General features: G+C 53.7%; 13 protein-coding genes and 2 tRNA genes. 7 read left to right on the top strand and 8 right to left on the bottom strand.

Annotation, left to right across the window (positions count from 1 at the left end):
* The first annotated feature begins 245 nt into the window (after positions 1-245).
* Both G516_RS0109550 and G516_RS0109545 read left to right on the top strand, forming a co-directional pair.
* Positions 246-452 carry a hypothetical protein gene (locus G516_RS0109550; protein WP_028293463.1) on the top strand — a complete coding sequence of 69 codons (207 nt, stop codon included), beginning with the start codon at positions 246-248 and terminating at the stop codon, positions 450-452.
* A gap of 193 nt (positions 453-645) precedes the next feature.
* On the top strand, positions 646-1,584 hold the full coding sequence (locus G516_RS0109545) for a nucleoside recognition family protein (RefSeq protein WP_028293462.1): 939 nt from the start codon (positions 646-648) through the stop codon (positions 1,582-1,584).
* Positions 1,585-1,668: 84 nt separating this feature from the next.
* Here G516_RS0109545 and G516_RS0109540 read toward each other — a convergent pair whose 3' ends face one another.
* A complete protein-coding gene (locus G516_RS0109540; RefSeq protein ID WP_028293461.1) occupies positions 1,669-4,581 on the bottom strand; it encodes a hypothetical protein in 2,913 nt (970 codons plus the stop codon).
* A gap of 216 nt (positions 4,582-4,797) precedes the next feature.
* Between G516_RS0109540 and G516_RS0109535 the strand changes: the two genes are divergently transcribed.
* Positions 4,798-5,631 carry a 6-carboxytetrahydropterin synthase gene (locus G516_RS0109535; protein ID WP_028293460.1) on the top strand — a complete coding sequence of 278 codons (834 nt, stop codon included), beginning with the start codon at positions 4,798-4,800 and terminating at the stop codon, positions 5,629-5,631.
* A 39-nt stretch (positions 5,632-5,670) separates the two neighbouring features.
* Positions 5,671-6,027: a RidA family protein gene (locus tag G516_RS0109530; RefSeq protein ID WP_028293459.1), complete on the top strand. Its 357-nt coding sequence runs from the start codon at positions 5,671-5,673 to the stop codon at positions 6,025-6,027.
* Positions 6,028-6,106: 79 nt separating this feature from the next.
* On the opposite strand, the gene G516_RS0109525 is transcribed toward G516_RS0109530, so the two are convergent.
* Positions 6,107-6,673, bottom strand: coding sequence for a DedA family protein (locus G516_RS0109525; RefSeq protein WP_028293458.1), 567 nt, complete (start codon positions 6,671-6,673; stop codon positions 6,107-6,109).
* A 262-nt stretch (positions 6,674-6,935) separates the two neighbouring features.
* On the opposite strand from G516_RS0109525, the gene purB reads away from it, so the two are divergent.
* The 3 genes from purB to G516_RS0109510 all read left to right on the top strand — a co-directional run bounded on the left by purB (position 6,936) and on the right by G516_RS0109510 (position 10,674).
* A complete protein-coding gene (gene purB / locus G516_RS0109520; RefSeq protein WP_028293457.1) occupies positions 6,936-8,300 on the top strand; it encodes an adenylosuccinate lyase in 1,365 nt (454 codons plus the stop codon).
* 240 nt (positions 8,301-8,540) lie between these two features.
* Positions 8,541-9,698: a cupin domain-containing protein gene (locus G516_RS21865; protein WP_036535655.1), complete on the top strand. Its 1,158-nt coding sequence runs from the start codon at positions 8,541-8,543 to the stop codon at positions 9,696-9,698.
* 19 nt (positions 9,699-9,717) lie between these two features.
* Positions 9,718-10,674 carry a GNAT family N-acetyltransferase gene (locus G516_RS0109510; protein ID WP_028293456.1) on the top strand — a complete coding sequence of 319 codons (957 nt, stop codon included), beginning with the start codon at positions 9,718-9,720 and terminating at the stop codon, positions 10,672-10,674.
* A 59-nt stretch (positions 10,675-10,733) separates the two neighbouring features.
* Here G516_RS0109510 and G516_RS23880 read toward each other — a convergent pair whose 3' ends face one another.
* The 6 genes from G516_RS23880 to G516_RS0109480 all read right to left on the bottom strand — a co-directional run bounded on the left by G516_RS23880 (position 10,734) and on the right by G516_RS0109480 (position 14,338).
* Positions 10,734-11,192, bottom strand: coding sequence for a DUF3429 domain-containing protein (locus G516_RS23880; RefSeq protein ID WP_028293455.1), 459 nt, complete (start codon positions 11,190-11,192; stop codon positions 10,734-10,736).
* Positions 11,193-11,292: 100 nt separating this feature from the next.
* A complete protein-coding gene (gene kdsB, locus G516_RS0109500) occupies positions 11,293-12,066 on the bottom strand; it encodes a 3-deoxy-manno-octulosonate cytidylyltransferase (RefSeq protein ID WP_028293454.1) in 774 nt (257 codons plus the stop codon).
* Positions 12,067-12,076: 10 nt separating this feature from the next.
* Complete coding sequence (locus G516_RS0109495) at positions 12,077-13,084, bottom strand: NAD-dependent epimerase (protein WP_028293453.1); 1,008 nt, start codon at positions 13,082-13,084, stop codon at positions 12,077-12,079.
* Positions 13,081-13,650 carry a KdsC family phosphatase gene (locus tag G516_RS21855; RefSeq protein ID WP_036535650.1) on the bottom strand — a complete coding sequence of 190 codons (570 nt, stop codon included), beginning with the start codon at positions 13,648-13,650 and terminating at the stop codon, positions 13,081-13,083. The genes G516_RS0109495 and G516_RS21855 overlap by 4 nt, the downstream gene beginning before the upstream one ends.
* A 470-nt stretch (positions 13,651-14,120) precedes the next feature.
* Positions 14,121-14,196, bottom strand: a tRNA-Gly gene (locus G516_RS0109485).
* Positions 14,197-14,262: 66 nt separating this feature from the next.
* Positions 14,263-14,338, bottom strand: a tRNA-Ala gene (locus tag G516_RS0109480).
* Positions 14,339-14,353 lie beyond the last annotated feature (15 nt).

Here is a 14,353-nt window from a genome sequence, read left to right as displayed (position 1 = left end):
TCCAGGAGCACTGTTTCTGACAGCTCTAACCTGTTCTTGGTGCACCGAGTATAGCCGCCACTCAGAGCGCCAAGTAACCGGCATACAAACGATACTTGCCATTCAGGAAATAAATGCCTACCAAAGTACTGATCATCATGTATTCGCCATTCACTCCGCCCAACTAAATATTTCAATCCATATGCTTGACCATACCTATACAATACCTATACATTGAACAGGTAAGTTGAGTAGGAGATCGAATTATGGCGCGTAAACAGCAACCCAAAGCCGACGCTCGACAAAAGCAGCTGGAACAAGATATTGCTGCCTTCCTTGCCAGCGGCGGCAAGATTCAGCAGATAGAGATCGGCTGTAGCGGTGAAAACCCCTGGATTCCGGAGAACCAGCACAACCCCTGTACACGGGTAGTACTGGCCAACCGAATCGCTCCCGGTTTCACTTTGCAATAATCACCTATCGCTCTGCGAACCCTCACCCCCTTGGCGGTTTGCTTCGCCCTGGCGCAAGCCGCCCTTTTTATTCCATTCCATTCAATTCCACCGTTTGGCCTATGCGAGTGCCAGTAACTGCATCCCCTACCTAACGCTGATTCGGTAGACCTTCCATTTTTGTTACCCTGTGGCGTCACACAAGGAACCTTCCATGGACGCTATTGCCAGCACACTGCTTTCTTCCGGCCGGGCCGCCGTCGACCTGGCCCTGTTTGTTCTTCTACCCATCATGATCGTCATGCTCAGCATCATGCGCTGGCTGGAGTGGATTGGTTGGCTGCCCAAAATTGTTGCGGCGGTTGCCCCGCTGCTGCGTCCATTGGGCCTGACCGGGCTCGGGGTGTTTGCGCTGTTACAGGTCATGCTGGTGAGCTTCGCCGCTCCCATTGCCACTTTGGCGTTAATGGCCAGAAACGGCACCTCTTCGCGCCATATTGCAGCAACCCTGGCGATGGTACTGGCTATGGCTCAGGCCAATGTGGTGTTTCCCATGGCTGCTGTGGGCCTGCAAATTTTGCCGACCATGCTGATTGCCTTGTCGGGTGGTCTATTGGCTGCCGCGGTTACTTTTTACGTCACCGGACGAACGCTCAGCAGTGCCGAAACGGAAGCCGATGAGCCCATAGAGCTGGATGCGGAAGGCAAAGGTAATTTGCTGGATGTGATCCGCCATGCAGGCAAAGACGCCTGGAACATTGCCATTGGTGCGCTGCCACTGCTGGTGGTATCGATTGTGGCAGTTAACCTGATTCGTCTGACCGGGGTGATTGGCTGGTTGGAAGTTAACCTGGCCTTTTTGTTTGAATATTTGGGCTACCCAACCCAAACGCTGCTGCTGGCCATCACCAAGTACATTGCTGGCGGCACAGCCATGATGGGGATTGCGGTTGAACAATTTCAGGCTGGTGCACTGTCATCGCAACAAATCAACCTGCTGGCGGGGCTGCTGCTTTGTCCGCTGGACGTGGCGGGTGTGGCCATTCTGGCAGCCGCAGGTAAACGTGTTGGCGGCGTCGTTAAACCGGCGGTACTGGGAGCTATGGTTGGCGTTGCCTGGCGCATTGGCTGGCATACCTGGCTGTTTGCATAAACTTCCCCTGCTGCTGATCCAAACAAAAACGCCCGCGTGAAAGCGGGCGTTTTTGTTTTACCGAAACCTTATTGCAGGCATTGCTTACTGCAAGGTTTCGAAGGTGCCGTCGATGTAGCGCACGATCCAGGTACCGTTTTCTTTCGATACAGAACCGTAAATCACGTCACGGTAGTTGAGGTAGAAGGTCGCGGTGTCCAGATCAAACGCCGCGTTATCGTCTGCAGTGTTCGAAGTAACACAACGCTGATAGTTGCCTTCGTTATCAACGTAGTAAGTGTACGGCAGCGGATCAATGTCCTTGATCTGACTTACGTAAGCCGTCAGCGTGCTATCGTGAGTTTCAGTGGTGCCATCAGCCCAAGTCAGGCTGGCGCCGTCCTTGTACACAGACAAGGAACCTACGGTGTCAAACTCGTAGCTGGTGCTGTAGCTCAGGCGGATACGGTCCACGTAAGAGCCATAGCCAATGTTGATGTTGCCACTGCTGCTGGTGCTGCTGTAGTCGTGAGACAACGCAGCCGTCACCGAGTAGGTATCGCTGGTTGGGGCACTGATGTAGGAGTCGAACAAGGTATCCGGCTCACCGTCCAGGTTGATCATGGTACGGAAGCGCAAGCCATTCAGGCCCAGTACCAACTCGTCGTACAAGGTGCCGTCGAAGCTATCACCTTCTTCGGTCAGTGTATCCAACACCAGACAAGAACCGGTGTCACCGGTTACCGCTGGCCATTCAACAAAGTAGGTGCCGCGGCCGTCCACTTCAATGCGGGACAGCAAACCATCGGCCCACAGGTCGTTGGTGAACTCTTCAAACGTGGTTTCACCGTAGTAGCGGTCTTTTGGCTCACAGCTGGACACTTCCCAGTCGGAATCACCCTCAACCAGGTAGCACTCTTCGGTGTCATAGGTGTAAAGCAGCTCGTCGGTGTCGTCATCGTCATCGCGGTCGTCTTCGTCTTCACGCAGCACGTTTGGATACAGGCGATAGCGCACGGATTCACCCATCGGGATGATCAGATCCAGATACTGAACGTCAGAACCGGATACGGTTTGAGTACCCGTGCGGTAAGTCACCAGTGCGGTTTCTACGCTGCCGCTCTGGTTATCTGTACCGGAGTTTGGCGTAAAGAAGCCATTAAACGATGCCCAGGTTTTGTCCGGGTAGTACTCGGAGGCATTGGCAGCGGTGGCTGTAATGTCGATGTTGGTGTAGTCGTCATCGTCGTCATCGTCGTCGGTGCGCGCATCCGAGATACGGCCGTCCAGTGCCACGGTGTCGATGTTAAAGCGCAGTTCAGAGGTGCTGTCCTGTGGATCACGCACACCACGGTAGAACAGACGGAAGCTGCCATCTACCTGCAATTCATCAGCGGTACCCAGAGTCGTCTGGTCGTAAAACTCAAAGTCACCCCAACGCAGTTCGTAACCCAACACTTCGTTGGTTGCCGGATCATCCAGCAGTGACACTTCGTCGGTGAAGTACACGCGCACAGCAGACGGCAGTTCGATGTCGTTGTCTTCATCGTCGTCTTCGTAGTAATGATCGACGTTGAAAATCAGATTGCCCGACTGGTAAGAGCCAACAATCAGAACATCAATGGCGTGAGACTGGGTGGGTTCGTCCTCTTCGTCGGTGGTGTTGGTATCCGCAACGCGCTGGGTCACCACAATGTCACCGCCGTTCAGAGACAAACGACCGCTGGAAATCTGGCTGTCGTCGTAATCCGTCAACCAGGTGTATTCGCTGTAGTCCGGGGTTGGACAACCCACATTGATGTAACAGTCGGAGTAGAACTCGTAGGTCTGAATGTAGGCCGTCAGAATGGTGTTGAAGGCTTCTTCATTGTCGTCACCAACCTGTTTGATCATATCGACGTAGGCGTCTACCTGTTCACGGTAGCCGTCTTCGAAGAAGTTCTCGCCGTAGTTACGCAGCACATCCAGAAACGCCTTGCTGCGCGCCAGACCAACGGTGAAGTCTTCGTAGTCATCGGAGCCAATCATGGATTCGATGGTATCCGGTACCGCAGTGGTCAGCGTTTCATCCGTCAGTGAAGCAATGTCAGCATCAAAACCGGAAATAACCGCATCAACGTAGGTTTGCGCGGTGCTGTTGGTCACATCCAGTGCTGCCAGATTGTCACGAGCAGACTGGAACAGGTCTTTCAGATTCAGGGTCTGATCACCAGCCGCCTGCATCAACTGACCGGAGTTAGCCACCAGCTCTGCTCCAACGGTATCGAACAGGGAGTCAGTTCCGGTCCAGGATTCTTCCAGATTAATCCAGGCAGCAACCAGAGCACCGTAACGGATGCGGTCGAGCATGGCGGTTTGGTCACCGGTGTAGTTGTCGATGCGAGACAGGTCCGCAGGCTGGGTTACCTGTACATCATCCACACCAATGATTTTGGATACCTGATTGACCGACTGAAGCACTGACCAGGCCGAGTAATAACCCGTGGTCGACCATTCAGAGGTGGATTCGATGTACAGCAGACCGTAGCCCAGCGTTGCTGCCAGATCCGTGAACGGCGTAATCCGAATCACTTCATCTTCGGCCAGATCGTAAGCCACTGAACGCCAGCGCTCACCGGTCATTTCATAACGTTCACCAAAGGCGACGCCATTGCCATCTTCGTCGGTACAGCCGTCAACCCACTGGCAACGCCAGCTGGTGCCGTCATCGTCCAGTTCTTCATCGTAGGTTTTGCCAATCAGCGTGAACTGCTGGACTTCTTCAGCCGAGATAGTGATATCGACGGAATTATCATCGTCGGTATCGTATTCGGTGTAATCCAGAGTACCGGAGCTGGTGGTATCGACCTGGCCACCTTCGGTTACCGCGACAGACCAGATATAGGCATCCTGAAGACCACCCTGAGCAGCCCGAACATCCACCGTGACGGTATCGGAATCACTACTGCCGGAAGAACAGCCAGCCAGGCCGGTTGCAATAAAAGCGGCTGCCACCAGCCCGCCAAAACGCTTGTGCATACGAACAACAATCCTGATTTGATTCGGTTTTGATGTGCCCAAAGGCACAAACCATACTTTTGGGCACACAAATGAGCGCCATAATAGCAGGCTTTGATCGACCCACCAGAGCAACAAGAGTTCAAAAGCGTCAGCAAATGGCAGAAAGTTTGGCTGCACCCGTGCCAATTGGAAATGCCTTGGTTAGAATGCGGCCCCGCTTTGAGGTATCCAAACATGCAGTTATTCGTCAATCAGCTCACCAATGTAGATTTCAGTTTTCTTGATGCCGAACGTGGCATGGTCGGAGAAACCTGGCTGGCGTCCGCGCTGCTGAATGGCGCACTGGATGAACAAGGCATGGTGTGCGACTTTGGCGTGGTCAAGAAAACCCTGCGCAACTGGCTGGACGATGAGCTGGATCACCGCTTGCTGGTACCAACCCAGTCCGCCAATTTGACCATCGAATACAACGCCGAGCGTGTTCAACTGCAATGGCAATCCCAACGCGGCAGCATCGAGCTGGACTGCCCACTGGAAGCCGTTGCACTGGTGGATGCTGACGTAATCAACGACGCCACGGTATCGCGCTGGTGTATTGCCCAATTGGCAGAACATTTCCCTATCAGTGTTGAACAACTACAGCTGACGTTTGAGCCAGAAGCCATTGACGCCGCGTTCTATCATTACAGCCACGGCCTGAAGAAGCACAACGGCAACTGCCAGCGCATTGCTCACGGTCACCGCTCCCGTATCGAGATTTCCGTCGACGAAGCCCGTTCCGCCGCACTGGAAAGCGAATGGGCAGAACGCTGGCGCGACATTTACATTGGCACTGAATCCGATCTGATTGGCGAAACCGCCTCTCATTACGAATTTGCCTACACCGCGCCACAGGGCTATTTCAAACTAAAGATTGAAAAACAACACTGTTATCTGATGGATACAGAAACTACTGTTGAGCTGATTGCGACCCACCTGGCCAAGGTGATCAAGCGTGAACTGCCAGACAACGCAGTTCAAGTGCGAGCTTTTGAAGGCCTGCACAAAGGCGCGGTCGCGTTTGCCTGATTTACAACACCGAACGAATTGTTTACCAAGGAATGTCTAATGCCATCCATTGAACGCATCCAGAGCACCGAGCGCATGAGCCGCATCGTCAAGCACAACGGTACCGTTTACCTGTGCGGCCAAACGGCGTGCCCGACTGACAAAGACTGGGGCATCAAGGAGCAAACCCAGGGCTGCCTCGACAAGATCGACGCCCTGCTGGAAGAAGCCGGCACCAGCCGTGAAAACCTGCTGTCGATCACCATCTACGTGCGCGACATGAAAGACTTCGCCGCCATGAACGAAGTGTACGACGCCTGGATTGCCAACGTAGAAAAGCCAGCCCGCGCTTGTGTTGAAGCGCGCATGGCACGCCCACAGATTCTGGTGGAATTCAGCGTGACTGCGGCTTACTAAGCGCACCCAAACGCAAGATACAAAAAAGCGGCTGAGGAGTAATCCTCAGCCGCTTTTTTATTTACGCCACGCCAGACTATCAGGCCGGGCTTTCTTCCATATTCTTTTTGATCTTACGCTGCCCAAGCACGAACAAAACCAGAGCCACCGGTAACAGGAACCACAGCCATTCGTGCATCTGGTCGGCATAACGACGCCCCAGAAAAAACGCCACGCCAAACAATCCCGCTGCCCACACAACGATGGACACCACGTTGGCAATGGTAAACGTACTGCCCGGCACTTTAGCCAGGCCGCAGGCAATGTAGCCGAAGGTACGCAACCCCGGCATACAGCGGATTAACGCCAATTGGTGCCAGGGCGCTTGTTGCAACGGCGCGACCTGACGCTGGATCAGCGGATGTTCAAAACGTTTGTTCAACCACGGCCAGATCAATGCCCCACGACCTAGCAAGTACAAAGCCGAGTCGCCAATAAACATACCCACACAGGTTGCTGCAAACGCCACTTCCGCAGGCAGCTGTCCACTGGCCGCCAGAATACCAGAGCCGATGATGGCGAGGTCTTCCAGCATAAAGGTAGACACAATCACCACCAGCACCAGCCACATGGGATCATGAGAGTAATTCAACAAAAAATCGGGCATCAGTTTCTAACCATCAAAATAAGGAGCGCTGCAAACGCGGCGGCATAATACCATCATCGACCACCCGAAAAGGGTCAGGGTTGCAAAAAGTTCGCTGACCTTTCACGAAACGGATGAGAAAAAACTCAGATTCCGGTACACTTGCGCGCCTTTTTCGGGGCTCATCCTTGTGCGTCTGTAAAGCTGCGGTCAGAACACCGTCGGCACAAGCACCACAAGCGTCGCCCGTTCACTGATCTTTTGAATCCATCAGGAAACGTCTATGGAACTGTCTGCACTCTCTGCAATTTCTCCTATTGATGGCCGCTACGGCAGCAAAACCAAGGCCCTGCGCCCGGTATTTTCCGAGTTCGGTCTGATCCGTGCTCGCGTTGAAGTGGAAATTCGCTGGTTGCAGCGTCTGGCTGAGCACGAAGCTATCGCCGAAGTTCCAGCGTTCTCTGCCGAAGCCAACGCCCTGCTGAACAGCATCGTTGACAACTTCAGCGAAGAAAATGCCCAGCGCATCAAGGACATCGAAGCGACCACCAACCACGACGTAAAAGCGGTTGAGTACTTCATCAAGGAACAATTCGCCGACAACGCCGAACTGAACGCCGTTAACGAATTCGTTCACTTCGCCTGTACTTCCGAAGACATCAACAACCTGTCTCACGCCATCATGCTGCGCGACGGCCGCGAAGTGCTGCTGAACGACATGCAGACCATCGCTGACGAAATCCGCAAGCTGGCCCACGAGCACGCTGCCCTGCCAATGCTGTCCCGTACTCACGGTCAGACTGCGTCCCCTACCACTCTGGGTAAGGAAATGGCCAACGTGGTTGCTCGTCTGGAGCGTCAAATCGCCCAGATCAAAGCGGTTGAGTTGCTGGGTAAAATTAACGGTGCCGTTGGTAACTACAACGCTCACCTGTCCGCTTACGCTGATGTTGACTGGCAGGCCAACGCCGAACAGTTTGTGACCTCTCTGGGCATCAAGTGGAACCCATACACTACCCAGATCGAGCCACACGACTACATCGCTGAACTGTTCGATGCTATCGCCCGCTTCAACACCATCGTGATCGACTTCGACCGTGACATCTGGGCTTACATCTCCAACGGTTACTTCAAGCAGCGCACCATTGCTGGCGAAGTGGGTTCTTCCACCATGCCGCACAAGGTTAACCCGATCGACTTCGAAAACTCCGAAGGCAACCTCGGTCTGGCCAACGCTGTTTTCGGCCACATGGCCACCAAACTGCCTATCTCCCGCTGGCAGCGCGACCTGACTGACTCCACTGTTCTGCGTAACATGGGCGTTGGTTGTGGTTACAGCATGATCGCTTACGCTGCCACTCTGAAAGGCATCAGCAAGCTGGAAGTGAACGCTGCGCGCCTGGCTGAAGATCTGGACAACGCCTGGGAAGTTCTGGCTGAGCCTATTCAAACAGTGATGCGTCGTTACGGCATCGAACAGCCATACGAAAAGCTGAAAGCCTTCACCCGCGGCAAAGCCATCACTCAGGATGCCATGGGCGAATTCATTGCCAGCCTGGAACTGCCAGAGGCCGTGAAAGCCGAGCTGAACGCCATGACGCCTGCTGCTTACATCGGTAACGCAGAAGCTCAAGCCAAAGCGGTTTGATATTGAGCCAGTAAGCTGGCCCTGTAAAAAAGCCCGGTTAAGCCGGGCTTTTTTGATCCTGGCAGATTGCACACATGGCCCAGCGTGTTAGCGTGCACAGCATTGCAGTCAAACTGGCGCGAGCAGCCAAAGCCTGCTTCGCCATCACATACACTGAGTTGTATTTTCATAATTTCTGGCTCCTGGTACCGCCCAATAACGGATACCGGGAAGCCACCATCACTGGAATGAGTCTGACCCATGCATATTCTTGGCGACTTGAGCATTGAAGAGTTTTTGCGCGACTACTGGCAAAAGAAGCCGGTTCTGATTCGCAACGCCTGGCCTGATTTCGAACCATTGCTGGCCGCCGATGAACTGGCCGGCCTGTCTCTGGAAGACGAAATCGAGTCCCGCATCGTGATTGAAGAAGGCCAAGACGGCCCATGGGACATCATGAAGGGACCGTTCAGCGAAGAAACCTATGGCCAGCTGCCAGAAGACAAATGGACCCTGCTGGTTCAGGGCGTTGACCACTGGATTCCGGAAGCCGCCGACCTGTTGGAGCACTTCCGCTTCCTGCCAACCTGGCGTATTGATGATCTGATGATCTCCTACGCGGTCGATGGCGGCAGCGTTGGCCCTCACTACGATCAGTACGACGTCTTCCTGCTGCAAGCCGAAGGTCAGCGCGAGTGGCGCATTGGCCAAATGTGCAACGAACAGTCGTCGATTCTGAAGGGCCCTAAAATCCGCATTCTGGAAAGTTTCGAAGAAACTAACCGCTGGGTGCTGAACCCGGGCGATATGCTGTACCTGCCACCACAACTGGCGCATTACGGTATTTCCCAGGGCGAATGCCAAACCTACTCCATCGGCTTCCGCGCGCCTTCGCAGGCGGAACTGGCACAATCCGCTCTGGATCGTGTGCTGGAAACCAGCAACGAAGACCAGCGCTACGCTGACCCGGACTATCAGCCGTTCGAAGGCCCTGTTGGTGAAATCACCGACACCGCCAAGGCTCGTCTGAAACAACTGATTGAAGACGCCATGCTGAAGCCCGAATTACTGGGCGACATTCTTGGCAACCTGATGACAGAAGCTAAATACCCGGAACATCAGGCTGACGCACTGGACGAAGAAGAGTGGGATCTGTGGCGTGCCCAGCATGGCTCCATGCCAGATTTGCGCCGCGCCGAACAAGCGCGCTTTGCGTTCCAGCAACTGGACAGCGGCCTTCGCTTCTACGCTCAGGGCAAAAGCTACGAGCTGGATGCCGAAGACGCCGACCTGGCTGCCCTGCTGTCAGCCAGCAACCAATACCCGGCTGCGACCATCGCAACTGTATCCTGTTCAGAAAAGGGCTATAACCTGCTCAGGTCACTGTGGCTGGCGCAGCTGATTTACGAACAGGAATAAGGCAACCGGCGGGATTGAAATGAACATTTCCTTGCAGCAAACCCAGTGGCATCAATACGAATCAGAGATTCGTCACGTTCGCCAATTGGTATATATCGAAGAGCAAGGCATTGATCCCGCCGATGAATGGATCGCTGCTGAAGAAATTGGCGCTGACTACATCATCGCCACCGTCAGGAATGCGGAAACCGGAGAAGACAGCACCGTTGGCTGCATTCGCCTGATGCCCAATGGCAAGTTCGGACGCCTGGCGGTACTGCGCAATTATCGCCAGTACGGCATTGGCGCCAAACTGGTGAAAGCGGTTATCCAGCTGGCACAGTCCAAAAACATGACATCACTCAAAGCGACCGCCCAGTGCTACGCCCTGCCCTTCTATTGGCGACTGGGCTTCCATGCCAGTGGTGAATTGTTTGACGACGCCGGCATCCCCCACGTGATGATCGAACTGCCACTCTCTGGCAACATCGATGAAAGCCACAAGCACCACTTGATGCTCGGCAAAGACAGCAATAGCTGGCCTTTGCATGAAAGCATTCAGGCCGAAGGCTTTCTGATTTCCATGTTAAGCCAGCCGATGTCGTCGCTGACCATTGCCCTCGACACACCAGAGCAGCTGCGTTGGCATCAACCACGCCTGATGGACGCCTTGCTAGTAGCCGCAAAACGCTTCAAATCCCGTAAGATTTGTCTGCTGTTAAAACACGATAAAGACATCCACGACTTACCGCTGCTGAAGCTGGCTGCGCGTCTGGATTCGCGTTTCGAGGTTCGAATCAACCCACAACTGAAGCAGTCGTATTGGTTGTTTGGTCAATACGGCTGGTTTGCCAGCCCTGCCATCAAGCCCGGGCTGAACACGCCCTATGATGGCTGTCCATACGACGTTGACACCGTTAGCAAGCTCCAATGGCAGCTGCATTTGCTGCTTGAAGAAGGACAACGCAGCCAAGCGCTCAAACGCGTGTACTTGTGACGCTGGCCTCGACTACAGGCTGAGAGTGTTTTTTCGCACCGCAACTGGCGCATAAAGACTCATACACCATTTCCGAGTACAAGCAGCATCACCAGGTGGAATCCTGAAACGATTAACGTCAGGTTCCGGCGCAAGCGTTTGTAGGAGGCCGAATAAGCCTGTCGGAACAACTCTCTTTGCTCCAAGACAAACAGCGCCACGTAACCTGTCAGCAATCCAATCAATGCCACCTGCTGACCCAGCCAACCAATAAACCACCAGGCAGCCAACGCCCAAAGAAACACCGCAATCGCCACCGCCGGTGTCACATAACCCGCTCGCTCATGGTGACTCTGCGCAACACCCCAACAACTGCCAGCCATAAAGGCCAGAATCATGGCTGAATAGGCCTCGAACAGGCGCACGCCTTCCAGCACCCCCAAAGTTGCCATGACCAACGCCAGCGCAAATGGCAATAAACCCGCGTAGCCCAGCAGCTCGATGAAGGAAGAACGCTTCAGAAACTCCTTAATGGCCATAACATCTCCTACAAATACGAACCAAAACCTGTACAAGCTTATATCAGGCAAAAAATAAGCGGGCAATGCCCGCTTATTACTACCACCACTGTATGAACGATTACTGACCCGCAAGTTCCGCCAGCAGCTGTTCTACCCGGGTAACGTCGTCTGGTGTATCAACACCATGGCCCGGCGGCTCATCAATCACCGACATATGAATCTTCACGCCGTGCCACAAAGCACGCAGCTGCTCGAGCGATTCAACCTGCTCAACCGGCGATACTTCCATGGAAGCATATTGATTCAGGAAACCAACCCGATAACCGTACATGCCAATATGGCGGTACACCGGCATTTTGCTGGTTTTGACTCCAGGCTGTACCTTGTAGCCATCGCGATCCCAGGGAATCGAGGCGCGGCTGAAATACATCGCAAAGCCGGTTTTATCGGTGACGACTTTCACAACGTTCGGATCGAAAGCGTCGTCATCGGAATGAATCGGCGTACACAGAGAGCTCATACCCGCTTCCGGGTGCTGCAACAGGCCGCTAGCGGTTTGTTCGACCAGCGCCTTGGGAATCAGCGGTTCGTCACCTTGCAGATTGACCACCACGGCATCGTCAGCCCAGCCCTTGAGTTTGACCACTTCAGCAATGCGCTCTGTGCCGTTTTCATGGTCAACGGATGTCATCACCACATCAGCACCAAAGCCACGAGCAGCTTCCGCAATACGATCATCATCGGTCGCAATAACAATGTCTTTCACGCCCGTTTCGACGGCACGCTCGTACACGTGCTGAACCATTGGCTTTCCGGCCAACTCAATCAGCGGCTTACCCGGCAGACGGCTGGAGCCGTAGCGCGCCGGGATAACAATTTTATAGTCGTTCATAAACATCCGTTTATTGGTTGTGATAAGCCTTGTACCACTCAACAAAGCGGCTCAAGCCTTCTGACAAAGGAGTATTCGGGGCGAAGTCGACATCAGCAACCAGATCATCAACATTGGCGTGAGTCGCTACGACATCACCCGGCTGCATTTCCATGTAATTGATATCGGCTTTTTTACCAATGGCGCTTTCCAGCGTAGAAATAAACTCGCCCAGCTCGACACTGTTGTGATTGCCAATGTTGTAGATCTTGTAAGGCGCACTGCTACGGCTCTTGTCGCCAGACTCTGGCGTCCAACCTTCTACACCCGTTGGAATTTTCTCGGTAATACGAACAACACCTTCAACAATGTCATCGATGTAGGTGAAGTCACGCTGCATCTTGCCGTAGTTGTATACGTTGATGGTGTTGCCGGCCATGATGTTTTTGGTGAAGCCCCAGGCTGCCATGTCCGGACGACCCCATGGGCCGTAAACCGTGAAGAAGCGTAATCCGGTTACAGGCAAACCGTACAAATGAGCGTACGTGTGAGCCATCAGCTCATTGGACTTTTTGGTCGCCGCGTAGAGGGACACCGGGTGATCGACACTATCGTCCGTTGCAAACGGCAATTTGGTGTTCAAGCCATAAACCGAGCTGGAGGAGGCAAACACCAGATGGGCGGTTTTCTGATGGCGGCATGCCTCGAGGATATTCACAAAACCCACCAGATTGCTCTGAACGTAAACATCCGGGTTCTCGATGGAGTATCGAACCCCAGCCTGTGCTGCGAGGTTAATCACGCGATCAAAGGTGTGCTCTGCAAACAAGCGAGTAACGGCGTCTTTGTCTGCCAGGTCCATCTCGACAAATTCAAAGCCGTCTTTTTCACGCACCCACTCCAGACGAGCGTGCTTGAGGCTGACTTCGTAGTAATCGTTCAGGTTATCAATCCCGACAACCTCATACCCTTTATCAATCAAACTGCGGGCGACATAGGAACCAATAAAACCCGCTACGCCAGTAACCAGTGCTTTCACTTTTTTTGCCCCTCAAACTCCGGCAACATTGCCTTGATATACGCGTCTTCCAACGACATTCGACTTCCCAGAACCAGATCGGCCACCTCTCGAGCGACACCCTTGCCACCACCCACGCTAGTGACATAGTGGGCGCGATCCTTCACCATCCAGAAACCATCGTCAGGTGCAATCGCCAACCCCACACGAGTCATGACTTTCAGATCAATGACATCATCGCCAACGTAACAGACCTGCTCAGGGGTGATATCCAGATCGGTCAGAACCTCCTGCAGACAAGGCCACTTGTCCTTCGCCCCCGGATAAAAGTACTGAACGCCCAAATCACTTGCCCGACGCGCCAGCGCATCGGACTGCTTGGCGGAGATGATCGCGGTGGCAATATCAAAACACTGCAGCAATTTAACACCAACGCCATCTTTTACATTGAAGTGCTTAACTTGTTCGCCACTGCCACCGTAGGTAAGCGTGCCATCAGTCAATACACCATCAACATCAAACACCACCAACTTGACGTCGGCTGCGCGTGAGCGAATGCTCGGAGAGATCCTATCGGTCCAGGACATACTCGGTATCCATTCAAAAAACTGTCAGGCCGAAGCCAACGAAACCGCATTGTATCTTCTGCCTCAGCAGACATTAAGCCTTGCCAGCAACTAAGGAGCAAAAATTGCCAATTTCAATGAGCCACAAAGGAACTGGCTGAATGCAGCCGCTTGGCGGGATATGACAACACAAACAAAAAAGCCGAAACATTACTGCTTCGGCTTAATTGAGTAATCTGGAGCGGGAAACGAGATCGACCCGGACGGCGCCTCGTGGACTGGCGTTCCAGCTCACGACCTTGTCGCCTACTGCAAAATCTGGAGCGTGAAACGAGATCGATTGGACTGGCATCCCAGCTCGCGAGCGACGGTCGCGAGACAAACAAAAAAGCCAATGCGTACTGCACTGGCTTTTTGTTAAATCTGGAGCGGGAAACGAGATCGACCGGGCTGGCGTTCCAGCTCGCGACATTGTCGCCTACTTCAAAATTTGGAGCGGGAAACGAGATTCGAACTCGCGACCCCAACCTTGGCAAGGTTGTGCTCTACCAACTGAGCTATTCCCGCTTTATGCGCTTAACAGGCACCCGCCTATCAAGACTAAGCTCTGGCATCTAACCAGAAGCTTGAAATTGGTGGAGCCTAGCGGGATCGAACCGCTGACCTCAACACTGCCAGTGTTGCGCTCTCCCAGCTGAGCTAAGGCCCCTACACTTTTTACAAC

The organism is Oceanobacter kriegii DSM 6294 (assembly GCF_000422845.1).
Taxonomy (GTDB): Bacteria; Pseudomonadota; Gammaproteobacteria; order Pseudomonadales; family Oceanobacteraceae; genus Oceanobacter; species Oceanobacter kriegii.
The sequence above is the reverse complement of the archived record's forward strand: the minus strand, read 5'-3'. Positions and strand labels throughout refer to the sequence as shown.